The 24,533-nt window shown below is 68.1% G+C and carries 24 protein-coding genes; 5 read left to right on the top strand and 19 right to left on the bottom strand.

Annotated features, from left to right (window positions below; genetic code table 11):
- Window positions 1-38: 38 nt before the first annotated feature.
- From E5679_RS14880 to lysS, 3 genes are all read right to left on the bottom strand, one after another.
- Window positions 39-2,561, bottom strand: a complete 2,523-nt coding sequence (locus tag E5679_RS14880) for an ATP-dependent Clp protease ATP-binding subunit (RefSeq protein WP_138417243.1) — start codon at window positions 2,559-2,561, stop codon at window positions 39-41.
- Window positions 2,562-2,796: 235 nt separating this feature from the next.
- Window positions 2,797-3,141, bottom strand: coding sequence for a histone-like nucleoid-structuring protein Lsr2 (locus E5679_RS14875; protein WP_138417241.1), 345 nt, complete (start codon window positions 3,139-3,141; stop codon window positions 2,797-2,799).
- Window positions 3,142-3,445: 304 nt separating this feature from the next.
- Window positions 3,446-4,900 (bottom strand): lysine--tRNA ligase, encoded by a 1,455-nt coding sequence (gene lysS, locus E5679_RS14870; protein ID WP_249336164.1) that lies wholly within the window; start codon window positions 4,898-4,900, stop codon window positions 3,446-3,448.
- 123 nt (window positions 4,901-5,023) lie between these two features.
- Between lysS and E5679_RS14865 the strand changes: the two genes are divergently transcribed.
- On the top strand, window positions 5,024-5,869 hold the full coding sequence (locus E5679_RS14865) for an alpha/beta fold hydrolase (protein ID WP_249336158.1): 846 nt from the start codon (window positions 5,024-5,026) through the stop codon (window positions 5,867-5,869).
- A gap of 150 nt (window positions 5,870-6,019) precedes the next feature.
- Here E5679_RS14865 and panC read toward each other — a convergent pair whose 3' ends face one another.
- From panC to dacB, 12 genes are all read right to left on the bottom strand, one after another.
- Window positions 6,020-6,934 (bottom strand): pantoate--beta-alanine ligase, encoded by a 915-nt coding sequence (panC, locus tag E5679_RS14860; RefSeq protein ID WP_138417237.1) that lies wholly within the window; start codon window positions 6,932-6,934, stop codon window positions 6,020-6,022.
- Window positions 6,935-7,864, bottom strand: coding sequence for a Rossmann-like and DUF2520 domain-containing protein (locus tag E5679_RS14855; RefSeq protein WP_138417234.1), 930 nt, complete (start codon window positions 7,862-7,864; stop codon window positions 6,935-6,937).
- Window positions 7,861-8,373 carry a DUF3180 domain-containing protein gene (locus E5679_RS14850; RefSeq protein WP_138417233.1) on the bottom strand — a complete coding sequence of 171 codons (513 nt, stop codon included), beginning with the start codon at window positions 8,371-8,373 and terminating at the stop codon, window positions 7,861-7,863. Before E5679_RS14850 ends, E5679_RS14855 begins: the two co-directional genes overlap by 4 nt.
- Window positions 8,370-8,909, bottom strand: a complete 540-nt coding sequence (gene folK / locus E5679_RS14845) for a 2-amino-4-hydroxy-6-hydroxymethyldihydropteridine diphosphokinase (protein WP_138417231.1) — start codon at window positions 8,907-8,909, stop codon at window positions 8,370-8,372. Before folK ends, E5679_RS14850 begins: the two co-directional genes overlap by 4 nt.
- A gap of 1 nt (window position 8,910) precedes the next feature.
- On the bottom strand, window positions 8,911-9,282 hold the full coding sequence (folB, locus tag E5679_RS14840) for a dihydroneopterin aldolase (protein WP_138417228.1): 372 nt from the start codon (window positions 9,280-9,282) through the stop codon (window positions 8,911-8,913).
- Window positions 9,283-9,292: 10 nt separating this feature from the next.
- Window positions 9,293-10,198 (bottom strand): dihydropteroate synthase, encoded by a 906-nt coding sequence (folP, locus tag E5679_RS14835; protein WP_138417226.1) that lies wholly within the window; start codon window positions 10,196-10,198, stop codon window positions 9,293-9,295.
- A 6-nt stretch (window positions 10,199-10,204) separates the two neighbouring features.
- Window positions 10,205-10,819 (bottom strand): GTP cyclohydrolase I FolE, encoded by a 615-nt coding sequence (gene folE, locus E5679_RS14830; protein ID WP_212746964.1) that lies wholly within the window; start codon window positions 10,817-10,819, stop codon window positions 10,205-10,207.
- Between the two features lie 23 nt (window positions 10,820-10,842).
- Window positions 10,843-12,972 (bottom strand): ATP-dependent zinc metalloprotease FtsH, encoded by a 2,130-nt coding sequence (gene ftsH, locus E5679_RS14825; RefSeq protein WP_138417224.1) that lies wholly within the window; start codon window positions 12,970-12,972, stop codon window positions 10,843-10,845.
- Between the two features lie 189 nt (window positions 12,973-13,161).
- A complete protein-coding gene (gene hpt, locus E5679_RS14820) occupies window positions 13,162-13,713 on the bottom strand; it encodes a hypoxanthine phosphoribosyltransferase (protein WP_138417222.1) in 552 nt (183 codons plus the stop codon).
- Between the two features lie 70 nt (window positions 13,714-13,783).
- Window positions 13,784-14,875, bottom strand: a complete 1,092-nt coding sequence (gene tilS / locus E5679_RS14815; RefSeq protein WP_138417220.1) for a tRNA lysidine(34) synthetase TilS — start codon at window positions 14,873-14,875, stop codon at window positions 13,784-13,786.
- Window positions 14,872-15,990 (bottom strand): zinc-dependent metalloprotease, encoded by a 1,119-nt coding sequence (locus tag E5679_RS14810; protein ID WP_138417218.1) that lies wholly within the window; start codon window positions 15,988-15,990, stop codon window positions 14,872-14,874. Before E5679_RS14810 ends, tilS begins: the two co-directional genes overlap by 4 nt.
- Before the next feature lie 27 nt (window positions 15,991-16,017).
- Window positions 16,018-17,439: a D-alanyl-D-alanine carboxypeptidase/D-alanyl-D-alanine endopeptidase gene (gene dacB, locus E5679_RS14805; RefSeq protein WP_138417216.1), complete on the bottom strand. Its 1,422-nt coding sequence runs from the start codon at window positions 17,437-17,439 to the stop codon at window positions 16,018-16,020.
- 164 nt (window positions 17,440-17,603) lie between these two features.
- Between dacB and E5679_RS14800 the strand changes: the two genes are divergently transcribed.
- Window positions 17,604-18,089 (top strand): inorganic diphosphatase, encoded by a 486-nt coding sequence (locus E5679_RS14800; RefSeq protein WP_138417214.1) that lies wholly within the window; start codon window positions 17,604-17,606, stop codon window positions 18,087-18,089.
- Window positions 18,090-18,153: 64 nt separating this feature from the next.
- A complete protein-coding gene (locus E5679_RS14795) occupies window positions 18,154-18,765 on the top strand; it encodes a MarR family transcriptional regulator (protein WP_138417212.1) in 612 nt (203 codons plus the stop codon).
- A gap of 13 nt (window positions 18,766-18,778) precedes the next feature.
- Here the strand turns inward: E5679_RS14795 and E5679_RS14790 are convergent, their stop codons facing one another.
- Window positions 18,779-19,615, bottom strand: coding sequence for an HAD family hydrolase (locus E5679_RS14790; RefSeq protein ID WP_138417210.1), 837 nt, complete (start codon window positions 19,613-19,615; stop codon window positions 18,779-18,781).
- 138 nt (window positions 19,616-19,753) lie between these two features.
- Here E5679_RS14790 and E5679_RS14785 point away from each other — a divergent pair, with 138 nt between their 5' ends.
- On the top strand, window positions 19,754-20,767 hold the full coding sequence (locus tag E5679_RS14785; RefSeq protein WP_138417207.1) for a hypothetical protein: 1,014 nt from the start codon (window positions 19,754-19,756) through the stop codon (window positions 20,765-20,767).
- Window positions 20,768-20,810: 43 nt separating this feature from the next.
- Here E5679_RS14785 and serS read toward each other — a convergent pair whose 3' ends face one another.
- On the bottom strand, window positions 20,811-22,097 hold the full coding sequence (gene serS, locus E5679_RS14780) for a serine--tRNA ligase (protein ID WP_138417205.1): 1,287 nt from the start codon (window positions 22,095-22,097) through the stop codon (window positions 20,811-20,813).
- Window positions 22,098-22,172: 75 nt separating this feature from the next.
- On the opposite strand from serS, the gene E5679_RS14775 reads away from it, so the two are divergent.
- Entirely contained in the window at window positions 22,173-23,225 is a 1,053-nt protein-coding gene (locus E5679_RS14775; RefSeq protein WP_138417202.1) for a diacylglycerol/lipid kinase family protein, read from the top strand.
- A 4-nt stretch (window positions 23,226-23,229) separates the two neighbouring features.
- Here the strand turns inward: E5679_RS14775 and pheA are convergent, their stop codons facing one another.
- On the bottom strand, window positions 23,230-24,150 hold the full coding sequence (gene pheA, locus E5679_RS14770) for a prephenate dehydratase (RefSeq protein ID WP_138417200.1): 921 nt from the start codon (window positions 24,148-24,150) through the stop codon (window positions 23,230-23,232).
- Entirely contained in the window at window positions 24,150-24,473 is a 324-nt protein-coding gene (locus tag E5679_RS14765) for a rhodanese-like domain-containing protein (RefSeq protein ID WP_138417316.1), read from the bottom strand. Before E5679_RS14765 ends, pheA begins: the two co-directional genes overlap by 1 nt.
- Window positions 24,474-24,533 lie beyond the last annotated feature (60 nt).

The raw sequence follows: 24,533 nt of genomic DNA, 5'->3' as shown, positions 1-24,533 counted from the left end.
GAAGGTGAGGGACCGCCGTCGTGCTCTTTGGGAAAGTGTCAGGCGCCGAGCTCTTTCGAGCCGCCACCCTTGGCCGCCGAGACGACCTCGGGGACGCGCGGACGGGGGGTGCCGGCGAAGGTGAACTTCGCGAGGTCGCCCTCGCCCTCGACATCGACGAGGACGATGTCGCCCGCGGAAATGTCCCCGAAGAGGATCTTCTCGGACAGCTGGTCCTCGATCTCGCTCTGGATCACGCGACGCAGCGGCCGCGCGCCCATCGCGGGATCGTAGCCACGCGTGGCAAGGAGAATCTTCGCCTTCTGCGTGAGCTCGATGCCCATGTCCTTGTCCTTGAGGCGCTTCTCGAGCCGCTCGATCATGAGGTCGACGATCTCGATGATCTCTTCCTGCGTCAGCTGCGGGAACACCACAACGTCATCGACGCGGTTGAGGAACTCGGGGCGGAAGTGCTGCTTGAGCTCCTCCGTCACGCGAGCCTTCATCCGCTCATAGGTGGTCTTGGTGTCCGTGCCCGACTGGAAGCCGGTCATGACGCCCTTGGAGATGTCTCGCGTCCCCAGATTGGTCGTCATGATGATGATCGTGTTCTTGAAGTCCACGACCCGGCCCTGGCTGTCCGTGAGGCGCCCGTCCTCCAGGATCTGCAGGAGCGAGTTGAAGAGGTCCGCGTGGGCCTTCTCCACCTCGTCGAACAGGACCACCGAGAACGGCCGACGGCGCACCTTCTCGGTGAGCTGGCCGCCCTCCTCGTAGCCGACGTAGCCCGGAGGGGCACCGAACAGCCGCGAGACCGTGTGCTTCTCGGAGAACTCGGACATGTCCAGCGTGATGAGCGCGTCCTCTTCGCCGAAGAGGAACTCGGCGAGGGCCTTGGCGAGCTCGGTCTTGCCGACGCCGGTCGGGCCCGCGAAGATGAACGACCCACCCGGACGCTTCGGATCCTTCAGGCCCGCACGGGTGCGGCGGATGGAGCGGGAGAGCGCCTTGATCGCGTCGTCCTGGCCGACGACCCGCTTGTGCAGCTCCTCCTCCATGTGCAGCAGGCGCGAGGACTCCTCCTCGGTCAGCTTGAACACCGGGATGCCGGTAGAGTTCGCGAGCACCTCGGCCACGAGCTCCTCGTCCACCTCGGCCACGCCGTCCATATCGCCGGACTTCCAGGCCCGCTCGCGCTCGGCGCGCTCGGCAATGAGCTTCTGCTCCTTGTCGCGCAACGCCGCGGCGCCCTCGAAGTCCTGCGCGTCAATCGCGGACTCCTTTTCGAGCTTGAGCCCGGCGATGCGCTCGTCGAGCGCCTTGAGCTCCGGCGGGGCCGTCATCCGGCGGATGCGCAGGCGCGCGCCCGCCTCGTCGATGAGGTCGATCGCCTTGTCCGGGAGGAAGCGGTCGCTGATGTACCGCTCGGACAGGTTTGCTGCCGCCGCGAGAGCGCTGTCCGTGATCGTCACCCGGTGGTGGGCCTCGTAGCGGTCGCGGAGGCCCTTGAGGATCTCGATGGTGAGCGCAACGGTCGGCTCGGCGACCTGGATCGGCTGGAAGCGCCGCTCGAGCGCAGCATCCTTCTCGATGTGCTTGCGGTACTCGTCAAGCGTCGTGGCGCCGATCGTCTGGAGCTCCCCGCGGGCCAGCATCGGCTTGAGGATGCTCGCCGCGTCGATCGCGCCCTCGGCGGCACCCGCACCGACGAGGGTGTGGATCTCGTCGATGAAGAGGATGATGTCGCCGCGCGTGCGGATCTCCTTGAGGACCTTCTTGAGGCGCTCTTCGAAGTCGCCGCGGTAGCGGGAGCCAGCCACGAGGGAGCCGAGGTCAAGCGTGTAGAGCTGCTTGTCCTTGATGGTCTCCGGGACGTCGCCGCGAACGATCGCCTGCGCGAGACCCTCGACGACGGCGGTCTTGCCGACGCCGGGCTCGCCGATGAGCACGGGGTTGTTCTTGGTGCGCCGCGAGAGGACCTGCATGACGCGTTCCATCTCATGCTCGCGCCCGATCACGGGATCGAGCTTGTTCTCGCGCGCCGCCTGGGTCAGGTTGCGGCCGAACTGGTCGAGGACCACGGAACCGGCCGGGCTGCCCTCGGGCTGGCCGGAACCGGTGCCCGCCGACGCCGTCTCCTTGCCCTGGTACCCGGAAAGCAGCTGGATGACCTGCTGGCGCACGCGGTTGAGGTCCGCGCCCAGCTTGACGAGCACCTGAGCGGCAACGCCCTCGCCCTCGCGGATGAGGCCGAGGAGGATGTGCTCGGTGCCGATGTAGTTGTGGCCGAGCTGGAGCGCTTCGCGCAGGGACAGCTCGAGCACCTTCTTGGCACGTGGTGTGAAGGGAATGTGGCCGGACGGAGCTTGCTGCCCCTGGCCGATAATCTCCTGCACCTGCTCCCGCACACCGTCCAAGGAGATACCAAGGGATTCGAGGGCCTTGGCGGCCACTCCCTCCCCCTCGTGGATAAGACCCAGGAGGATGTGCTCGGTGCCGATGTAGTTGTGGTTGAGCATGCGGGCCTCTTCTTGGGCCAGCACGACCACGCGGCGGGCGCGGTCTGTGAATCTCTCGAACATCGCTCGAACTCCCCGGTGTTGCTGGTGGGTGCAGGGCTGCCGAAGACAGCACTGGCAAGTAGTTCGATGCTACGTGCCGGGGCCCCTCCGCACACGGCTGTTCGCCACGGGGTGAACCGCGTCGTCGAGGAGAGTCGGATGCCGTCGCGGTGAGTCGGATTCGGTGCGTTGGATTAACGAACGGGGACCCGGCGCCGTTCGCGCCGGGTCCCCGTGAATCTCGTGAACTGAGAGATCAGCCGTTCGCCTTGCGGTAGGCCTCCTGGATCTCGGCCTGGATCCGGCCGCGGCTGTTCACGCTGTAGCCGTTGTCCCGGGCCCACTGACGGATCTTCGCGGATTCCGAATTCCGCGAAGAACCACCGGACGTTGCGCGGGCGCGAGGCTGCTGCTGGCCGCCGCGGGAGGAGGACTTGCGGGCTGCAGAGACATAATCCTTGAGGGACTCACGGAGCTTCGAAGCATTCGCGTTCGAAAGGTCAATCTCGTAGCTCGCGCCATCGATCCCGAAGCGCACGGTCTCGTCAGCGGAACCGCCGTCGAGGTCGTCAACAAGGATGATCTTGACTTTTTGTGCCATGGGATTCTCTTCTCTGTCCGTGCTGGGGATCGGTATGTCTCTCAAGCCACTGCGTGCCGCCGGCGCAAATATACGGAATGAGCGCCCTTATCGCACTGCCATTATGCTTCGGCATCACCAGCACGTCAAAACGAATCAGGCGGCAGGGGGAGAACTTTTCCCTTCGTCCGCCGCTTGGGCATCCCTTTCGGCTTGGGCGAGCGCTTCACGCTCTGACTTGTCCGCGTTGAATATCGCCCGGATCGCGAACCAGAAAATGAGTCCGACGAGTACCGGGGGCAGCAGGACCGCTACGTAATCCATATCAGTTGGTCTCCGGCTTGAGGAGCGGGAAGAGGATGGTCTCGCGAATGCCCGCCTGAGTGAACAGCATCACCAGGCGGTCGATCCCGAGCCCGATGCCGCCCATGGGCGGCGCCCCGTATTCGAGGGCTCGCAGGAAGTCTTCGTCGAGCTGCATGGCCTCGTCGTCGCCTTCCGCGGCAAGTCGCGACTGCTCAGTGAGCCGCTCGCGCTGGATCACCGGGTCGATGAGCTCGGAGAACGCCGTGCCGCGCTCCATTCCGCCGATAATCAGGTCCCATGCCTCAATGAGCCGCGGATCGTCGCGGTGCGGGCGCGCGAGCGGCTGGGCCGAGGGCGGGTAATCGTAGACGAACGTGGGATTCAGCAGAGTCGGTTCGACGATATCGCCGAACAGCTCCACAACCGCCTTTTCCGTGGTCCACAAAGGGTCTGTCTTCACGCCGCGTTTGTCCCCGATCTCGAGGAGCCTTTCAAGCGGAGTATCAGGCGTGATCTCTTCCCCAACAGCCTCAGAGAGGCCGGGATACACGCCAAGCCAACGCCATTCGCCGTCAAGATCGATCGTTCCTTCAGGAGTCTCGATCTGACGCTTGCCCATGACATCTGCGACGTTGAGGATGATCTCCTTCATCCGCTCAGCCATCACGAATTGATCTGCGTACGCTTCATAGCATTCAAGAGTCGTAAATTCTGGGCTGTGCGTTGAATCCACGCCCTCGTTACGGAACACGCGCCCAATCTCATAGACGCGCTCGATTCCGCCCACAACGGCCCGCTTGAGATAGAGCTCAGTGGCGATTCGAAGAGTCATGTCCTGGTCGAAAGCATTGAGATGCGTCGCGAATGGGCGGGCGGCTGCACCACCGTGGATCAAATTGAGCATCGGGGTCTCGACTTCCACGTAGCCGTGGGAGTCGAGAGTGTCGCGAACGGTCTTGGTGATCTTGGCACGCGTGTACACCATCTGGCGTGCCTCGTCGCGGACCATGAGGTCCACGTAGCGCTGGCGGACGCGCGTCTCCTCGCTCAGCTCCGTGTGCAGCGTGGGGAGCGGCCGCAGCGCCTTCGAGGCCATCTTCCAGTCGTCGGCCATCACGGACAGCTCGCCTCGACGGGAGGAGATGACCTCGCCGTGGATGTAGACGTGGTCGCCGAGGTCGACGAGAGACTTCCAGTCCCCGAGGCGCTCCTCGCCGACATTCGCGAGGCTCAGCATGGCCTGGAGGCGCGTCCCGTCGCCTTCCTGGAGCGTGGCGAAACAGAGCTTGCCGGTGTTGCGCACGAACACCACGCGGCCGACGACGCCGACCACGTCTCCCGTGGCGGTGTCCGGCTCGAGCTCGGGGTACTTCGCGCGGATGTCAGCGAGCGAATGACTGCGCTCGAGCCTGACCGGATACGGTTCCTCACCGCGGGCGAGGAGCTTGCCGCGCTTCTCCATCCGCACGTGCATCTGTTCGCTGGCGTCGGCTGGCTCGATGCCGGTCTTGGTCGCCGGCTCTGCCCCTTGGGCGGTGTTCTGCGCAGTCACAGCATTCAATTCTAGGCCAGCGGCCTGTGGGCTAGGCTCATGCCCATGGCAGCCACCCAGATCCTCGGCTCTTCCGTTCAGACCCCTGACGGCGCGGTCCTCGAGCTGTTCACAGCCGCCGGCGACGGGCAGACCGAAGGCGGCGTCGTCGTCGTCCACGGCTCGATGGTGACCGCCGAACTCTACCGCGACTTCGCGCAGCGCCTCGCCGAATCCCTCCATGCCCCCGTCCACCTCTACAACCGCAGGGGCCGCGGGGCGTCGTCGGCCCAGCCCGAGGACTACTCGCTCGCCGTCGAAATCTCGGATCTGGGCGCTGTGCTCGCCCACACTGGCTCGCAGGCGGTGTTCGGCCACAATTACGGCGGGTGCATCGCGCTGCACGGCGGGCGCACGCTCGACATTGCCCAGCTCGCCGTCTACGACCCCATCATCTCGTTCAACGGCAGTTACAGCGCGGGGTGGCTCGACGACTACGAAGCCGCGCTCGCTCACGGGGACGAGGAGAAGGCCCTCGCCGTGCTGCTGCGTGGCCTCCAGACGGCCGGCCCGGTTTCCAAGCTGCCGCTGCCCATCCTGACCGTGCTCAACCGGATCGGCAGCCGGACCCAGCCGGGCAAGGTCCTCACCCGGCTACTGCCGACGGGCCCCCGCGAGATCCGGGCGGTCCTCGCCGCCGATTCCAAGGCCGCGCCGTTCGATGCCCTGCCGCTCGAGACGCTGTTCCTCGTGGGCGGGGCCAGCCCCGAGTACTTCGCCGAGGCGGCCCAAAAGCTCGACGGCGTGCTGCCAGCCTCCGATTTCGACGTCCTCCCGAAGCTCGCCCACGACGCTCCTGAACGGCCCGCCCGCGCCCTCATCGAGCGGCTGGCGGAGTTCTTCTCCTCCTGACCTCGCCCCGCTCCCACCGTCTCGGGTACACCAAGTCGCCCCTCTCCCTGTCTCAGGTACAGATACTGACCCTGCCCGCGGCGAGGCTCGGAAGTATCTGCACCCGAGTCGGTCCAGGAGGGAAGTTGGCGTACCCGAAACGGTGGGGGGTTAGCGGGCCTTGAGAGGCATGCTGTCGATCAGCCGGACGTCGCCGACACGTGCTGCGACAATCGCGAGCGCCTCCCCCGTGAACGGGGTCTCGCGGCAGTTGAACGCGAGCGGCTCGAGAGTGTCCGGGTCGACGACCTCGAAATAGTCGAGCTCGACGCCGGGCTGGGACTTGATGAGGTCGACGGCGTCGTCGGGCTCGAGCGGTTCGTGCGCCGTGGCGCGCTCATCCACGAGCCGCAACGCCCGGGAAAGCACGAGCGCCGCCTCGCGCTGCTCGGCGCTCAGGAACTGGTTGCGGCTGGAAAGCGCGAGGCCGTCCTCGGCGCGGACGATCGGCACCCCGACCACCTCGACGGGAAAGTCGAGATCCTTGACCATGCGGCGCACGATCGCGAGCTGCTGGGCATCCTTCTGCCCGAAATACGCACGGAACGCGGTGGGCTGCCCCGCGGCCGGGCCCGGCATCGCGAGGTGGAACAGCTTGGAGACGACCGTCAGGACGCCGTCGAAATGGCCCGGCCTCGACGCACCCTCCCACTTGCCGGCGAGCGGGCCGGCAGTCACGCGGACGAGCGGATCGCCGCCGGGGTACATCTCCTCCACGGACGGCGCGAAGGCCAGGTCCACCCCCACAGACTCAAGGAGCGCGGCGTCGGCCTCGAGCGTGCGCGGATAGCGCTCGAGGTCTTTCGGGTCGCCGAACTGCAGAGGATTGACGAAGATGCTGGCCACCACCACGTCGTTCGCCGCAACCGCCGCCTCGGCGAGGCGACGATGTCCGCTGTGGAGGGCACCCATCGTGGGGACGAGACCGAGCGACGGCGCGGATCCTCGTCGACCCGCATGCTCCCGGATGAGCCGCGCGACCTCGGACCTCAGGTCGGCCTTCGTGTGAACAACCGTGATGGGCATCTAGAGTTCCTCCCTCGGGTTCTCGTTCTCGCCCGGCTCGAGGGCTTCCTCGAGCCGCTCCCGCGTTGCGGGCCCATACAGGCCGCGGCGTTCCGCGCGGCGCGCCGTGGCGAGGGCCATCGCGCGGTAGGCCTCGAGGATGTCGGAGGCTCCGCCGTCGGCCGCCCCTGAGTCCGCAAGCTCGGCCAGCGCCTCCGCATGGGCTGCCACGGTCCCCACGTCGCCTCGCGCGACGGGGCCCGTCAGCGCAGCCTCGCCGGCAGCGAGCGCGTTGTCGAGCGAGGCGCGGAGAAGCGGCCCGAGGAGGTGGTCGGGCTCCTCCACGCCGATCCGGCCGAGGATCTCGGCCGCCTGTGCCACCAGCGTGACGAGGTGATTCGATCCATGCGCGAGCGCTGCGTGGTACGCGGCGCGGTCCCCCTCGGCGATGACCACCGGCTCGGCCCCCATCTCGACGACGAGGGCCTGGGCGATCGGCAGCATCGCCGGGTCGGCGGTCACCCCGAAGCGGCAGTCAAGGATGCGCCCCAGATCGAGGCTCATCCCCGTGAACGTCATGGCCGGATGGATCGCGAGCGGGATGGCCCCGGCCGCGCGCACCGGGGCGAGGACGCCCACGCCGTGGCGCCCGGACGTGTGCGCCACGAGCTGCCCCGGCTGCCATGCGCCGAGCTTCGCAAGGCCCTCCACGAGCGGGCCGAGCGCGTCATCCGGCACCGCAAGGAGCACGAGCTCTGCGCGCTCGACGACGTCGGGAATCTCCAGGATCGGCACCCCCGGAAGCAGGGTCTCCGCGCGCTCCCGGCTCGCCTCCGACACCGCGGAGACGCCGACGACGGCGTGTTCGGCAGCGCGCAAGGCCGCACCGAGGACCGCGCCCACCTTGCCCGCACCGATGATGCCGACTCCAAGCCGTCCGGGACGGGTCACGCGAACCCGCCCTCGGCGTCACCCGCGCGTGTGGGGCCTGAGCCTCCGCCCTCGGCCTCGTCGGTGTCCTCGGGAGGGACTCGGCAGAAACGCTCGACCAGGAGGCCGATCGCCACCATGACCACGCCGCCTCCCATCATGGCCACGGCCTGCAGCACCACAGGGCTCGTGGCCCGAACCGCCCAGACCGGAATCTGGTTCGCCACGACGCCGGCGTGCCAGCCGAGGAGGACGGCGCCCGCGTACGCGCAGGCGTGGGCGAGGACGAGCGTGCGGGCCGCGAAGATGGGGTCGATCATCCGCTTGCGCTTCTTCTCGTTCCGCCAGCGCAGCACGCGGATGCCGAGCGCGAGTGTGAAGACGGCGATGACCGCCATGCTTCCGAGCGCGCTGTAGGGCAGGACCGGCGTGGTCGCCGAGGCGCGGTCGGAGAGCTCGGTGGCGGCGAAGCCCAGGAGGCCGAGGACCACGCCGATGAGCGCGAGCACGGTGAGACGGAGTGGCTTCATGCAAGCCCCTCGTCCAGCAGCATGTCGTAGTCCTCGATGCCGCTGGAATCAGAGCAGTCTTCGAGGAGCTCGACGATCGGATGCCCTTCGAGGACCGCCGTCGGGTCGATGAGGAGCCACGGGAAGAGCACGAACGCGCGTTCGGCGGCGCGCGGATGCGGGAGGGTCAGGATCGGATCATCCTGGACGAGGTTGCCGTAGACGATGATGTCGACGTCGAGAGTGCGCGGACCCCAGCGGACCTCACGGGTGCGCAGGTGCTTGGCCTCGACAGCCTGGCAGTGGGCGAGCAGCTCGTACGGCCCGAGACTGGTCTGGACGATCATGACCATGTTCAGGAAGTCCGGCTGGCCTTCTGGGCCGCCCACGGCCTTCGTCTGGATGACGGGCGAGACGTCGACGAGCCGGACCTCGGGCCGATCGACGAGATCGGAGACGGCCTCGGCAAGCGTCTCGGCACGCTCCCCGAGGTTGCTGCCGAGCGCAAGCACGGCGCGCGTGTACCCGGACTGCTGGGCGGGCAGGTCGTCGCTCATCTCACCGGCCTCGGAAGACGGTGACGGCGACATCGTCGAAGGGCACGGCGATGGGCGCCTTGGGCTTGTGCACGGTCACCTCGGCGGAAGCAATGGCCGCGAACTCCGACAGGATCATCTCGGCGATGCGGACCGCGAGCGTCTCGATGAGGTTCACCGGCTCCCCGGAGACGATCTGCGTGATCCGCTCGGCGATGTCCGCGTAGCTTGCGGTCTTCACGAGATCGTCGGAGCTTGCGGCGTCCGCGAAGTCGCACTCCAGCACGGCGTCGACCACAAACGGCTGCCCCTCGCGGCGCTCGAAGTCAAGCACCCCGTGATGCCCGACGGCGGAGACGCCCCGGAGCGTGATGAGGTCGGCTCTCGTGCCCACTCGCCCCGCCTCAGGCCCTCGCCCGAGCGGCGACCTTGACGGCGTCGAGGTTCGGGGCGACGTCGTGCACGCGCACGCCCCACGCACCCCTCGACGCGACGACTGCGGTGATCGCGGCGGTCGCCGCGTCCCGCTGCTCGGGCTCCGCGGCCTTTCCCGCCGTGGTCAGGAGCTCGCCGAGGAAGCGCTTTCGGGACGCCGCGACGAGCACTTTGTGACCGAGGTCGAGGAAGCGCTCGATTCCCCTGATCAGCGTCCAGTTCTGCTCGCCAGTCTTGGCGAAGCCGAGGCCCGGATCGACGATGATCTTCTCGTCGTGGACGCCAGCGGCCCGCAGCCGGTCGCGGACCGACACCGTCTCGGCAAGCACGTCGTCGAGGACATCCGCGTAGTCGGTGAGCGACGTCATGACGCGGGAGTTGCCACGGTTGTGCATGAGCACGTAATAGGCGCCCCGATCGGCCACGAGGTCGATCATGTCCTGGCTCGCCTCAAGGCCCGAGACGTCATTGATGATGACCGCGCCGGCATCGAGCGCCTTGGCGGCCGTGGTGGCCCGCCGCGTGTCGACCGAGACGAGAGCACCTGCCTTGGCCAGCGCCTCGACCACGGGAAGAACCCTCCGCTGTTCCTCGTCCTCTGGGACCTCGTCGGCTCCGGGCCGGGTCGATTCACCGCCGACGTCGATGATGTCCGCACCGCCGTAGAACATGCGCAGGCCTGCGGCGATGGCCTCGTCCACCGAGGAGTGCTGGCCCCCGTCGCTGAACGAGTCCGGGGTCACGTTGAGGATGCCCATGACCACGGCGCGGTCCGTCGGGAGGGACTCGAAAGTCGCCCTCGGGAGGGGCTTGCGGAGAACGGGAAGGGGCGTGGTGTTGGGCCCGGTTCCGGGCGCTGCGGCGAGGGTGTCCATGGTCTATTACCTTCCGAGGATGAGGCTCATGGCTTCGGCGCGGGTCGCCGGATCGTGCAGCTGCCCGCGGACGGCGCTCGTGACGGTCTTCGCTCCCGGCTTCCGGACCCCCCGCATGGACATGCACATGTGCTCGCACTCCACCACGACGATCACACCGCGCGGCTTGAGGTGCTTCACGAGGGCTTCCGCGACGTCCGTGGTCAGCCGCTCCTGCACCTGGGGGCGGCGGGCGTAGATGTCCACGAGCCGCGCGAGCTTGCTGAGCCCCGTCACCCGGCCGTCATGGGACGGGATGTACCCCACGTGGGCCACCCCGTGGAACGGGACCAGATGGTGCTCGCAGGTCGAGTAGAACGGGATGTCCTTGACGAGCACGAGCTCCTCGTGGTCGAGGTCGAACGTGACACCGAGGACGTCTTCGGGGATCTGGTGGAGGCCCGCGAAGGTCTCGGCGTAGGCCTTGGCCACTCGCTTCGGAGTGTCCCGGAGCCCGCTGCGGTCGGGGTCCTCCCCGACCGCGAGCAGAATCTCACGGACAGCAGCCTCGATCCTCGGCAAGTCGATGCGCGGGTCGAGGTCGGCGGCGGCGGCAACGTCGTCGTCGTCAATATGGGTCACGGCATGATCCTATCGGGGGCTTCTCACGCCCCGTGCCGCGGGGTCCCCGTATGACCGTCATGCGGAGGCTGGCCGTTGCCGGTGAACTCCTGCTCGCCGCCCGTGTGGACGTGGGGGTGCTGGGCGTCGAGCGGCTGGTTGCGCCGCGCGTCGTTCGCTTCCTCCTGCGCCTGGCGTTCGGCATCCGTCGCATCGTGATCGTGGCGCGCCTTCGCCTCGAGCTCTTCGCGCTGACGGCGCTCGTTCTCCGTCTCGACCGGCGGCAGGTACTGCACCGGGCGGCTCTCCTTCGACAGCCACACCTCACGGAAGTCGCGCTTGCGGACATCCGCGAAGATCTCCGCGATCTCCCTCTGGTTGAGGGTCTCGTGCTCGAGCAGTGAGGCTGCGAGCCGGTCGAGGATGTCGCGGTTCTCGGTCAGGATCGCGTAGGCCTCGTCGTGGGCCTGGTCCATGAGGCGACGCACTTCCTCGTCGACCACGTAGGCGACCTGATCGGAGTAGTTGCGCTCGTGGGCCGCGTCACGGCCGAGGAACGGTTCGCCGCCGCCCTGGCCCAGCTTCACGGCACCCACGCGCTCGCTCATGCCGAACTGCGTGACCATCTTGCGCGCGGTGGACGTGGCCTTCTCGATGTCGTTGGACGCGCCGGTCGAGGGATCGTGGAAGACGATCTCCTCGGCCACGCGGCCGCCCATCGCGTAGGCGAGCTGGTCCAGGAGCTCGTTGCGGGTCACCGAGTACTTGTCGTCCTCCGGCACGACCATGGTGTAGCCGAGGGCGCGGCCGCGAGGGAGGATCGTGATCTTCGTCACCGGGGCAGAGTTGCGGAGCGCTGCGGCCACGAGAGCGTGGCCACCCTCGTGGTACGCCGTGATCTTGCGCTCAAGGTCCTTCATCACACGGCTTCGCTTCTGCGGTCCGGCCATGACGCGGTCAATGGCCTCGTCGAGCGCACGGTCATCGATCAGCTGCGCGTTGGAGCGCGCAGTGAGGAGGGCGGCCTCGTTCAGGACGTTCGCGAGATCGGCACCCGTGTAGCCAGGGGTCTTCTTGGCTACGGCCTTGAGATCCACGTTCCCTGCCATGGGCTTGCCCTTCGCATGCACCGCGAGGATCTGCTCACGGCCCACGAGGTCGGGCGCCTCCACAGGCACCTGGCGGTCGAAGCGACCGGGGCGCAGCAGCGCGGGGTCGAGGACGTCCGGCCGGTTGGTAGCGGCGATGAGGATGACGTTGGTCTTCGGATCGAAGCCGTCCATCTCCACGAGGAGCTGGTTCAACGTCTGCTCACGCTCGTCGTTGCCGCCGCCGATGCCAGCACCGCGATGGCGGCCGACGGCGTCGATCTCGTCGACGAACACGATCGACGGCGCGTTCGACTTCGCCTGCTCGAAGAGGTCACGGACGCGGGAGGCGCCGACGCCGACGAACATCTCGACGAAGTCGGAGCCGGAGATCGAGAAGAACGGGACGCCGGCCTCGCCGGCAACGGCTCGGGCGAGGAGGGTCTTGCCGGTTCCGGGAGGACCGTAGAGGAGCACGCCCTTCGGGATCTTCGCGCCCACGGCTTGGAACTTGCCCGGCTCCTGGAGGAACTCCTTGATCTCGTGGAGCTCCTCGACGGCCTCGTCAGCTCCCGCCACGTCGGCAAACGTCACCTGCGGCATGTCCTTCGTGATCATCTTCGCCCGGGACTTGCCGAACTTCATCACCTGCGAGCCGCCGCCCTGCATGCGCGAGAGCAGGAACCAGAACAGGGCGCCGAGGAGGAGGACCGGGATGATGAGCGACAGGATCGACCCGAACCAGTTGTTGCCGGTCGGGACGTCGTTGTAGCCGCCCGAGAGGTTGGCGTTGTTGACGGCCTGCACGACTTCGTTGCCGCGGGGGTCGACGTAATAGAACTGGACGTTCTTGCCCTTGTTCTGGCCGTTGTCGACGTAATCGTCCTTGAGCGTGAGATCCACGCGCTCTTCGCCGTTGTAGATCTTCGCGGAGTTGACCTTGCCGTCCTTGAGCAGCTCAATTCCGGTGCGTGTGTCGATCGTGGCGCTCCCCCCAGGAGCCAGCGTGCCGAAGGCGATGAGGAGGAGGGCGATCACGACGAGGATCCAGATCCCGGGACCCTTGACGAAGCTTTTGACGTTCATGAACTCGGGGCCGAGCCCCGTCCCTTCTGTTGTGCCGCGGCGCCATTCACCGCAGAGGACCCCCGCCCCTGCTGTCCCCTGCTCTCGAGCAGTACCGCAACAAGCTATACCGTTCGGACAGCATCACGCACGGTGGGGGGCAAAAGTTCCCCCGAACTTCCGGCGGCGGATTCAACGAAAGAGATCGGGTTATTCGTAGACGTGCGGAGCGAGCGTCCCGACGAAGTCGAGGTTGCGGTACTTCTCCGCGTAGTCGAGGCCGTAGCCCACCACGAACTCATTGGGGATGTCGAAGCCGACGTACTTGACGTCGATCTTCACCTTGGCCGCCTCCGGCTTCCGGAAGGCCGTGCAGATCTCAACCGACGCGGTGCCGCGGGACTCGAGGTTGGTCTTGAGCCAGGAGAGGGTCAGGCCGGAGTCGATGATGTCCTCGACGATCAGCACGTGCTTGCCCATGAGATCGGTGTCGAGGTCCTTCAGGATTCGCACCACTCCCGAGGACTGGGTTCCGGAGCCGTACGACGAGACGGCCATCCAGTCCATCGTCACGTGGCTGTGCAGCGCGCGAGCGAGGTCCGCCATGACCATGACCGCGCCCTTGAGAACACCGACGATCAGCAGGTCCCTGCCCTCGTAGTCCCGGTCGATCTCCGCCGCGAGCTCGGCGACTCGCTGCTGGATCTGCTCCCGGCCGTAGAGGACGTGCTTGAGGTCTGCCTGGACGTCGTGAGAATCCACCTGGGCTCCTGGAACTCGGTCTCAGCTGCCGCCGGGCCAGTGCCAGAAGGGCTCAGGCGCCAGCACAGCGTCAGCGGTGCGATACAAAGACTAGCTTCCCATACTCCGCCCCCGGCACCGCATCCTTCCGGCGGGGCTGCCGGCGCACGCTCACATGGCCCGGGACTTCGATGGGGCCCGCGGATCCGCGGCGCTCGAGGAGGCGTTCGACGGCGGCCAGCCGCTCGAAGGTGGGCTGCCCGCCGAGTTCGACGACGGCGAGGGCCAGCACGCGGCTGCGCAGCGCACCCGGGAGGGCCCGGACTTCCTCGCCGGGCAGGAGGATGGTGGGCCCGACCTGGGCGGCAGGAGGCCCGACCTCGGCGGGGAGGCGCTCGGCGAGAGACTCGTAGACCCGCAGGGCCTCGGCGTCGAGATAGTCGGCATCCTGGCCGAGGATCGCGGCGGTCCGCGCCAGCCCCTCCGCGACGCCGGGCCCGAGCTCGGATTCGAGGAACGGCATGACTCCGACCCGCACCCGCGAGCGCATGAACCGGGGGTCCTCGTTGGTCGGGTCGAACCAGGGCTCGAGGCCCTCGGCGAAGCAGACGTCGACGGTCTCCGCGCGCCGCAGGCCCAAGAACGGCCGGAGGTACAGGCCGCGCACCGAGCGCATCCCGCCCAGGGACCGGGTCCCCGAGCCGCGGGCGAGCCCGAGCAGCACCTGCTCGGCCTGGTCGTCGAGGGTGTGTCCGAGCAGTACGGCGCCGGCTCCCCACGACTGGGCCTCTGCCTCGAGCGCCGCGAGCCGGGCGTTGCGCGCCGCGGCCTCCGGCCCCTCCCCCACCTGCTGCACCTCGACGGCGACCACACGCACCGGCGAGAGGCCCAGCTCGGCCAGTGTGGCCGCCGTCGTCCTCGCAATCTCACCCGAGCCTTCCTGAAGCCCGTGGTCGACGACGACGGCGCCCGCCTCGAGCGGGTGCCCCGCGACCGAGCCGCGCCGCGCGAAGTGTGCGACGGCGGCCGCGAGGGCGAGCGAATCGGGACCGCCGGAGCATCCCACGAGCACGCGCGAGGGCCAGCCTGCCTCCGCAAGGGCGGCCTTGACCGCGTTGCGGGCACGGCCTACCGCAGGGTGGAGCCGGCGGCGGGCCGGCGAGGCGAAGTCCCGGGAACTCACCCCATCCTCGCGACCCAGCCCTCGGGGGCGTGGATCTCCTCCTCGGTCGGAAGGTTCTCGGGACGCTCCCAGATGCGGTTGAACCCGTCCATGCCAATGCGCTCGACCACCGCGTTCACGAACTTCGCGCCGTCCGTGTACTGGCGCATCTTCGCCTCGAGGCCGAGGAGCCGGCGAATGAACGTCTCCAGCACTCCCCTGTTCTGGTTCCGCGCGTTGTAGCGCTGGCGGATCGTCTTCACAGTGGGGACCACCTCGGCGTCGATCGCATCCATGACGACCGTCGCGTGGCCCTCGAGGAGGCTCATGATCGCCGTGAGGTGGGAGATGGCAGCCTTCTCGGCCGGGTCCTGGAGCAGGTCGAGGATCGCGCCCCGGCTCGGGAGCGGCTCGCCCGAGCTCACCCAGGGGCGCTCCCGCAGGGACTTCGCGGCCGCCGCGGCACGCTCCATGAGCGATTCCATATTGCCGATGAGGCTCTCGGACAGCTGGCTCACCTGCTCGAGGATGTGCGCCCGGAGCCACGGCGCGGCAGCAAACTGCACCCGGTGCGTCTGCTCATGGAGGCACACCCAGAGCCGGAAATCATCGGGCTCGACGTTCAGCTCACGCTCGATCTGCACGATGTTCGGTGCGACGAGCAGCAGCCGCCCGCCCTCGGGGATCGTCGAGTCGGAAGCAAGCGCCGCGTAGGGCTCGTACTGGCCGAGGACCTTGCTCGAGAGGAAGGCGAGGACGGCCCCGAGCTGGGCGCCGGTGAGCGCGCCTCCGACGCGGGCGGCGGAGGGCGTGATCTCGCTGGCCCGCTTCTCGATGAGCTGGGTCAGGACCGGTCCGAGCATGACCTCGAATCCCTGGGTGTTCGCCTTGGCCCACGAACCCCGGTCGACAATGAGCACCTGCGAGTCGCGCAGATCCTTGGCCGCGGCGAGGCCGGTGATCCTGTGGACGTGCGGGACGGCCTCGTCCGCGAGGCGCCGGAGGCTGGCGACGGCCTCCGCGGCCTCCCACGGTTCAAGCTGCGGCCCTGGAGGCGCGAGACGCGCTGCCGTCGCAGCCGCGAGGTCCCAGTTGACAAGCTGCGGTGCCGACTCGTGGACGTCCATAGACCCCATCAGATCACACGCGGCCGGGCGAAGTCTCTACCGGCAGCCGCAGGCGGCGAGCGCCGAGGCAGCGGCGTCGACGGCGGCCGCGTTCGACTTGCTGCCGGGGATGAGGCCGTTTCCCACAAAGGAGAAGACGAGGAGGCGGCCATCGGTGTCGACCACGTAGCCGGTCAGGCCAGTCACGGTGTTGAGTGTCCCCGTCTTGGCCCGGACGAAGCCTGCGCCCGGGGACGTCGGCCCGTAGCGCGACGCGAGCGTGCCCGTGAGCCCGGCGATCGGGAAGCCGTCGAGCGCGCGGCGCAGGCGGCCGTCCTCGCCCGTTGCCATCGTCCGTACGAGCGCCGCGAGCTGCGCCGTCGAAATCCGGTCCGAGATGGCGAGCCCCGACGCGTCGGAGAGCTCGATCCCGTCTGTCGTGCCGAAGAGCTTCTGGGCCGTTTCCTCTAGCACTGCCCGTGCGCCCTCGATGCTTGCAGGCTTCCCCGCCGCTGCTGCCGCGAGACGCGCGAGCGTTTCCGCCGCGTAGTTGTCGGATTCCCTGAGCGTGTAGGCGACTTGATCGGCGATCGGTGCGGACGCAACGCTCGCGAGTTCGGGGCCGCCGCCCGCCGGGGCGCGGGCGACCGTCGTCGACACCGAGGCCGCGGGTCCCAGCGCGGCCGCGAAGGCGTCACGGAAGGCAGTCGCGGCTGCCATCGCGGGGTCGGAAGGACGCGAGCTCGAATCACCCGGCTGCGTCCGCGCGATGTTGAGCGCGACGGGGGCAATCGGGGCGATCTCGCCCGCGGCGATGTCCCCGGTGGCCCACGCCGGGTTGAGCGCGGACCCGGAGAAGAGCGAGTCGTCGAGCTGGACGGTGATCGGCCCGCTCGCCCGGCCGAGGGCTGCGGCTGCCTGACGCGCGAGGGTCGCGAGACCAGCGCGTCCCAGCACCGCATCGGGTGAGGATTCTCCCGCGCCGAGGAAGACGTCGCCGCCGCCGACGAGTACCACGCTGTTCGGCGCGCTCCCGCGGACCACCTTCGTGTGAAGGACGGCGTCAGGGCCGAGCGTCGTGAGGACCGACGCGGCGGTCAGCAGCTTGAGGTTCGACGCCGGCGCCACCGGCTGCACGCCTGCTCGGCTGTACAGCGTCTGCCCCGTAACGCCGTCGAGCACCGTGGCCGTGAAGCTGCCGCCGTCGGCAACGAGCCGCGCGTCAAGCTCCTTCGCGAGCGACTCTGGCAGCGGCTGCGGGGCTGCCGCGCCCAGCGGCGTCGCCCCCGTGAGCGGCGCGGGCGACGACGGCGGCCGCAGCCATGCCGGAGTCGTCGCCGACGGCGTCGGCTGAGCCAGGAGGGGCGCAGGGAACACGGGCGCGAGCATCGCGCCGCCGAGCACCGCGAAGACGAGCGCGAGGAACACGACAAGGGACCACGTCACAGCACGCTGGGCGCGGCTGGGCGAGGAGTTCATGCGGGCGCATCCTGGGGGTCGGGCTGTTCGGGCGGCGGGCGCGATGGGAGAGCGCGCCCCCAGTGCGGATATCCTCAATACTAGTTGCCGCCGACCAGCGGGCCCGCCGCCCGCGCGAACACTGAGAGTGCGGCCGCCCTGAACGCTGCCAGCCAAGGAGCACCATGAAGCACGACGTCACCATCGAGATCCCGCGCGGCTCCCGCGTCAAGTACGAAGTGGACCACGAGACCGGCCGCGTCCGCCTGGACCGCGTCCTCTTCACCTCGATGCAGTACCCGACGCACTACGGCTACTTCGAGAACACGCTCGGCGAAGACGGCGATCCGCTCGACGCACTCGTGTTCTACCCGGATGTCGACCTGTTCCCCGGGATCCTCCTCGAGGCGCGCCCCATCGCGATCTTCAACATGGAGGACGAGTCCGGCGGAGACGCCAAGCTCGTCTGCGTTCCGGCCGACAAGCGCTTCGACCACATCCAGGAGAAGGAAGACCTCGACGAGTGGCTCGTCAAGGAGATCGAGCACTTCTTCACGCGCTACAAGGACCTGGAGCCCGGCAAGTGGGTCAAGCCTGCGGGCTGGGCCGACCGGGCCGCGGCCGAGGCGGAGCTCGAGGCGTCGATCAAGCGCTTCGGCGAAGGGCACTAGCACACAGGCGTTGCGCCCCCACGTCTTCCCAGCTCAGACGCGGTTGCCCGGCTAGGCTCGGGCCATGTACACGGTCACGATCAATCAGCGCGACCGCGAACCGGGTGACCGCGTTCCGCAGCTCCTCCGCGCCCTCGACCGCGCCACGCCGGAGATCCCCTTCGCGCGCACGGTCGGGGACGAAGTCCAAGCCGTGTTCTCCAAGCCGGAGCAGGCTGTCGACGTCGGACTCGCCGCCATGCGATCCGACGCCTGCGGCGGGGTGCGCTGGAACGTCGGCATCGGCGTCGGGCCGCTCGGCGAACCGCTGCCCAGTGAGATGCAGGACGTGACGGGGCTGGGACTCGTCTACTCGCGTCGCGCCGTCGAACGCGCGCAGCACATCAAGGACGAGGCCGCCATCGCCGTCGACGGCCCGGACCGCGTGCTCGCCGCGGAGGCCGCCGCCGTCCTCCGTCTGCTCGCGCTCACCGTGGCGGGGCGTACGACGGCGGAATGGCGAGTTCTCGAGCTGCTGACCCCTGGTGTGCGGGGCCAGCAGAAGGCAGTCGCCGAGGCCTTGGGCATCACGGCTCAGGCGGTGTCGAAGGCCATAGCCAGAGCCCATTGGAACGAGGAGTTCGACGCCCGTCCGGCTGCCGCCCATCTGCTCCGGCTCATGGTCGAAGCGCGCTGACCCCGCGCTTGCCTCAGAGCAGGGAGCGCAGGACGGCGACCAGGCCGTCGTCCTCGACCCTCGCCGTTACCTCGTCCGCGGCGGCCTTCACCTCGTCGGGGGCCTGGCCCATGGCGACGCCCCGCCAAGCCCACTGGAGCATCTCGATGTCGTTCCGGCCGTCGCCGACGGCGACCGTCTGCTCGACGTCAATGCCCGTGAGCGACCGGACGACTTCGAGGCCGCTCGCCTTCGTCACGCCCTGAGCCGCGATATCGAGCCACGGAGTCCAGCCCACCGAGTACGTCACCCCGTGCAGCCCGATGGCCTCGACGGCCTCGCCGAACTCCTCGGCCGTCGCGTCCGTGGAGAAGACGACCAGGCGCACCGCGCGGATGTCGAGGAGCTCCTCGAACGCCACGCCGTTGGCCTCGACCCCGAAGCTCGGGTCCTGGAACCGTTCGGTGGAGAAGAAGTTGCCTTCCGGGTCCTCGATCGCGTACTTGGCGCCCGGGAGGCGGTGGCGGAGAGCCAGAAGAGCAGGCGCGGGATCGAACACCCGCCGGTCGATCACCGTGTAGCCGCCGTTCGAGCCCGCCTCGATTCGCGTGATCACTCCGCCGTTCGAGGAGACCGCATAGCCTCGCTCGATCCCGAGGAGCTCGACGATCGGAAGAGTGGCGCCGAGGGAACGTCCTGTGGCCACGACAATCTCGTGCCCTGCAGCAACGAGGCTCTGCCCCACCTCGCGCACGGCGGGGCTCATATGCCCGTCATGGTCGACGAGGGTTCCGTCCACGTCGAGGCACACGAGCTTGCGTCCGGTAAATGAAAGCTGGTCATCGATGCCAGCGTTGAGCGTTGTTGTCATCTATCTAGTGAACCACTCCCCACCGACAGCCTTCCTTACGAGAAGGACACGAACCATGAACGGTACATGAATCGTGCGTTGTCCACATAGCGAGGGTGTGGAGCCGAGACGTGTGCCAGAGGGAGCGAGACTGACGGGATGCAGCTACTCGGCCACCTCCTCGACACGTCTCAGCGGAATGTGGGCGTTCTCGGTCGAGGCGCACGCGCGGGATTCGCGGCAGGCGAGCTCATTCGCCTCCGGCGCGGCTTCTACTTTCCGACCTCCCTGTGGCTTGGCGCTCGTCCTGACGAGAGATTTCAGATCGCGCTCTCGGCCTACATGCAGGCCAACCCGGAATCAGTCTTCTGCAGTGAGACGGCCTTGTTCGTCCGGGGAATTCCCACTGTCAAAGCTCCGCCGGCCATCGACGTCGTCGCCACCTCCAATGGTCGGCTCGGAGTGGCGCCCCCAACCTTCCAAGTGCGCGGCGGCTCCCCCGCTGCCATCCGTGCGCGCCGTTTTCCGCCACCACCCGTGAGACGTCATCTTCACCGTGATCTCGATGCCGAGGAGGTCGGCGGATACAGAAGCGTCCCACTCGTCGAGGCTCTCATCGAGGTCCTCGCGTCGGGGAAGTTTCCCAGGGCGCTCACGGTGGCCGACGGGGTCCTGCGCAGTTCCCCTTCGACTCCTCTGCTCGAGCGTCCCGAGGTCCGAAAGGCGATAGATCGGCTCACGGCAGCAAGCCAGCGCAGAAGGGCTGAGCTGATTGCAGCGCTTGCCCGGCCCGGGGCGGAGTCGCCCGGGGAATCCGTGAGCCGAGCACTCATGCACCTCTTTGGCTTCCCCGAACCGCTTCTGCAGAAGGAGCATTTCGATCCCTTGGGATTCATCGGCCGCACTGACTTCTTCTGGGACATGGCGCGGCGGCCCGTGGGTGAATTCGACGGATGGGGCAAGTATTTCCGCAACGAGCTAACGGGTGGCGAAGATCCGGGCACGATCATTCGCCGGGAAAAGCGCCGCGAAAACCGCCTTCTTGCCCTCGGGCATCAGGTTCTCCGGTGGGACTGGGCTGACCTCGAGCAGCCCATTCGACTCCGCACAAAGCTCCTCGAGGCGGGGCTGCGTCCCCGAACGAGACGCCTTGTGGTCGAGAAGATCGCTTGAAGTCGTCTTCTCGGCCACAAGGCGTCTCAGATCCGCCCAAGGGTCAGAGGACCGGGAGGACCTCCAGGCCGCCGAGGTAAGGCCGAAGGGCTGTCGGGACGTTCACGGAGCCATCGGGGTTCTGGTGGTGCTCGAGAATTGCCACGAGCCAACGCGTCGTGGCGAGCGTGCCATTGAGCGTGGCGGCACTGCGCGTGCCCTTCGGGGCGCCGTCGTTGTCGAACATCCGCTCGCGGATGTTGAGCCGCCGCGCCTGGAAGCCCGTGCAGTTGGACGTGGAGGTCAGCTCGCGGTAACGACCCTGTGTGGGGACCCACGCCTCGCAGTCGAACTTCCGGGCCGCGCTCATGCCGAGGTCTCCGGCCGCTGTGTCGATGACGCGGTACGGGAGCTCGACCTTCGCCAGCATCTCCTCCTCCCACGCGAGCAGGCGGGCATGTTCGGCCTCGGCCTGATCGAGCGGAACGTAGGAGAACATCTCGACCTTGTTGAACTGGTGCACGCGGATGATGCCCCTGGTGTCCTTGCCGTGCGACCCGGCCTCGCGGCGGTAGCACGAAGACCAGCCGGCGTAGCGGATCGGACCCCTCGAGAGGTCGAGGATCTCATCCGAGTGGTACCCGGCGAGCGAGACTTCCGAGGTCCCGACGAGGTACAGGTCGTCCTCGGCGAGGCGGTAGATCTCTGCGTCGTGCTTCACGTCGAACCCGGTGCCCTGCATGGTCTCGGGGCGGACGAGCGTGGGGGTGATCATCGGGGTGAAGCCGGCGGCGATGGCCTGGTCGAGGGCCATCTGCAGGAGCGCGAGCTCGAGGCGCGCGCCAACGCCCTTGAGGAAGTAGAACCGTGCGCCGGAAACCTTCGCGCCGCGCTCCATGTCGATCGCGCCGAGGAGCTCGCCGATCTCGAGGTGGTCGCGCGGCTCGAAGCCCTCGGCACCGAAGTCGCGCGGCGTCCCCACCGTCTTGACGACGACGTAGTCGTCCTCGCCGCCGGCCGGAACCCCGTCGATGACGAGGTTCGGGAAGATGCGCATCAGCTCGTCCTGCTCGGCCTGAGCCTCGTCGGCCTCGCTCGAGGCGGACTTCACCTTGGCGGCCAGATCCTTCACCTCGGCTAGCAGCACCTGCTTTTCCTCGCCCTTCGCGGCCGCGACCTTCTTGCCGAACGCGTTCTGCTCGGCGCGCAGCGACTCGTACTGGGTGAGAGCAGCACGGCGGCGGGAATCGGCAGCGAGGAGCCGGTCCACGAGGGACTCGTCGGCACCCCGCGCGCGCTGGCTGGCCCGGAACTTCTCGGGGTTCTCGCTGAGTTCTCTGACGTCGATCACGCCCCTAGCCTAACCGCCGGGGCGTACGCACCGCGGCGTCAGGTGCACAAGTCGGCGGGATAGAGTGAAGGCACCATGCGCAACTGGATCGTCGGTGGAAGCATCGCTGCGGCTGGTGCCTTCGCGGTGACCAGCTGGTGGGGCGTGCGCAGGCTGAGGGAACAGCACAGCCGCAGCGCGGTCGGTGAGCCGGCGCAATCCCCTCCGCCGGGTCCACAGCAGGTGGCCGTCATCCTCAATCCCATCAAGGCCCGCGCCGCCGAAGCGGAGATGCTCATTGAAGCGGCGTGCCGTGGGGCCGGCTGGCCCAAGCCGATGGTCTTCGAGACGCTCGTGGACGACCCGGGGCATTCGATGGCGCGCAAGGCGCTCGAGGCGGGGGCCGACGTCGTGATCCCCTGCGGGGGCGACGGCACCGTGCGCGTGGTGGCGGAAGCCCTCGCAGGGACGGATGTGGCGCTCGGGCTGGTCCCCCTCGGGACCGGCAACCTGCTCGCTCGGAACCTCGATCTCGACGTCACCAACCTCTCCCACTGCGTCCACACAGCGCTGTTCGGCCGGCAGCGCCGCATCGACACGGCGAGGATGGAACTCAGGAACCGGGTGACGGGCGAGACGTCCGAGCACACGTTCCTGGTCATCGCGGGGATGGGCATGGACGCCGAGATCCTGAGCGATACGAACGAGGACCTGAAGCGTGCGGTGGGCTGGATCGCCTACACCGAGGCCGGGATCCGCCACATGCCGGGACGGCGTCGGAAGCGCGTGGAGATCTCACTGAACGACGGCGAATTCCAGACCCGTCGCGTGCGCAGCGTCCTGTTCGCGAACTGCGGCAAGCTGCCCGGGGGCGTCGACTTCATCCCCGAGGCATATGTGGACGACGGGGTTCTGGACATCGTGGTGATGAGCCCCCGTACCCTGATCGGCTGGATCGCGATGTACCTCAAGGTGACGTTCCAGCACAATCGGCCGGTTCCGGCGATGTCGTTCTACGGCGCGCAGAACGTTCGCATCAGGAGCGCGGAGCCAGTCGAGACGCAGGCGGACGGCGATCCCACGGGGCCCGCGACAGATATCCGCGTCGAGGTCAATCCGCTCTCGCTGCTGGCGCGCGTGGCGCACTGAAGCCTCACCCGAGGATCGAGCGCACCCAGGCTTCGCTGGCCTCGAACGCCTCGTCGGCGTTGTGCGGGAGCACGGTCGGCCGAACCCCGTCGGCTCGGGGATAGGAGCCCAGGAATCGGGTCTCGGGGCTCAGCCGGTACAGGCCTCCGAGGGCGTCGGCGACGCGGGCGTCCCGGACGTGGCCTTCGGCGTCGATGCTGAAGAAATAATGGCCGAGGTACTCGCCCGTGGGCCGCGATTCGATGCGCGAGAGGTTGACGCCCCGCGAGGCGAACTGCCACAGGATCTCCATGAGCGCACCGGGGTGATCCTCAGGAAGCGGCACCGCGACGGTGGTCTTGTCAGCCCCCGTCGGCTCGGGAAGGGTTCCGGGCTGTGCGACCAGGATGAACCGCGTGACAGCGCCCGGGTTGTCGCCCAGATCGGCGGCGAGCACATCGAGTTCGGGATGCTCCTCCGCCACGATCGGGCTGCAGATGGCGGCATCCCCGGGACGCACGGTCGGCTCGAGCAGTGCCAACGCCCCGGCGGCCGTTGACGATGCGGGTTCGTATTCCGCCGACGGAATATGAGCAGCAGCCCATCCTCTGCATTGCGCCCATGCATGCCCGTGGGTCAATACCCGGCGCACGTCGGCGAGCTTCGTTCCAGGGCGAGCCACGAGGACGAACGTGATCGGCACCAGTTCCTCACGGACGATCCGCAGCTCGGGCCCCGTCGAGATCGCGTCCAGCGTGGCCGTCACGCCGCCCTCGACCGAGTTCTCGATCGGGACCATCGCGGCATCCGCGCCCCCCGCGCGCACAAGCTCCAAGGCCTCGTTCACGCTCGACGAGGGTATCCGCGTGGCTTCGCGGGCCTCGGGCACCTTGAAGAGGGCGGCTTCGGTGAACGTCCCCTCGGGGCCCAGGAAGGTGTAGATCACTAGAGGACCGTGGGGCGCTGGCCGTTCTCGGACACGATGGGCCTCCCAGCCTCAAGCCACGCGTCCATGCCGCCCACCACGTTGAACGCCGAGTAGCCCTGATCGACGAGCCAGCTCGTCACCCTGGCCGAACGGCCGCCCGTGCGGCACACGACCAGAAGGTCCTCGTCCGGGTCGAGCTCCCCGAGCCGCGCCGGCAGCTGGTCCATGGGAATGTGCACTGCGCCGTCGGCGTGGCCGGCCTCCCATTCGTAGTCCTCGCGGACGTCGAGCAGCGTGCCCTGCGGCAGCTTGTCGACACGCACGGATTCGAACTCGGCCATCTTGATGCCCTCCGTCAACAGCAATCGGGGATTTTCCCCTCAAGCCTATAGTGAGTAGGT

This window comes from Sinomonas gamaensis (assembly GCF_005876955.1).
Lineage (GTDB): Bacteria > Actinomycetota > Actinomycetes > Actinomycetales > Micrococcaceae > Sinomonas > Sinomonas gamaensis.
This window is presented reverse-complemented; position numbering and strand designations above follow the sequence as displayed.

Bases quoted from the DNA above. Each gene is read 5' to 3' on its own strand.
- ftsH (WP_138417224.1), bottom strand. From the start codon at position 12,972: ATGAACGTCAAAAGCTTCGTCAAGGGTCCCGGGATCTGGATCCTCGTC.
- lysS (WP_249336164.1), bottom strand. From the start codon at position 4,900: ATGCACGTGCGGATGGAGAAGCGCGGCAAGCTCCTCGCCCGCGGTGAG.
- folP (WP_138417226.1), bottom strand. From the start codon at position 10,198: ATGGACACCCTCGCCGCAGCGCCCGGAACCGGGCCCAACACCACGCCC.
- E5679_RS14880 (WP_138417243.1), bottom strand. From the start codon at position 2,561: ATGTTCGAGAGATTCACAGACCGCGCCCGCCGCGTGGTCGTGCTGGCC.
- folK (WP_138417231.1), bottom strand. From the start codon at position 8,909: ATGAGCGACGACCTGCCCGCCCAGCAGTCCGGGTACACGCGCGCCGTG.
- E5679_RS14765 (WP_138417316.1), bottom strand. From the start codon at position 24,473: ATGGCCGAGTTCGAATCCGTGCGTGTCGACAAGCTGCCGCAGGGCACG.
- dacB (WP_138417216.1), bottom strand. From the start codon at position 17,439: ATGAACTCCTCGCCCAGCCGCGCCCAGCGTGCTGTGACGTGGTCCCTT.
- E5679_RS14800 (WP_138417214.1), top strand. From the start codon at position 17,604: ATGAAGCACGACGTCACCATCGAGATCCCGCGCGGCTCCCGCGTCAAG.
- E5679_RS14810 (WP_138417218.1), bottom strand. From the start codon at position 15,990: ATGGGGTCTATGGACGTCCACGAGTCGGCACCGCAGCTTGTCAACTGG.
- E5679_RS14865 (WP_249336158.1), top strand. From the start codon at position 5,024: ATGGCAGCCACCCAGATCCTCGGCTCTTCCGTTCAGACCCCTGACGGC.
- E5679_RS14795 (WP_138417212.1), top strand. From the start codon at position 18,154: ATGTACACGGTCACGATCAATCAGCGCGACCGCGAACCGGGTGACCGC.
- E5679_RS14850 (WP_138417233.1), bottom strand. From the start codon at position 8,373: ATGAAGCCACTCCGTCTCACCGTGCTCGCGCTCATCGGCGTGGTCCTC.
- panC (WP_138417237.1), bottom strand. From the start codon at position 6,934: ATGCCCATCACGGTTGTTCACACGAAGGCCGACCTGAGGTCCGAGGTC.
- E5679_RS14790 (WP_138417210.1), bottom strand. From the start codon at position 19,615: ATGACAACAACGCTCAACGCTGGCATCGATGACCAGCTTTCATTTACC.
- E5679_RS14775 (WP_138417202.1), top strand. From the start codon at position 22,173: ATGCGCAACTGGATCGTCGGTGGAAGCATCGCTGCGGCTGGTGCCTTC.
- E5679_RS14785 (WP_138417207.1), top strand. From the start codon at position 19,754: ATGCAGCTACTCGGCCACCTCCTCGACACGTCTCAGCGGAATGTGGGC.
- E5679_RS14875 (WP_138417241.1), bottom strand. From the start codon at position 3,141: ATGGCACAAAAAGTCAAGATCATCCTTGTTGACGACCTCGACGGCGGT.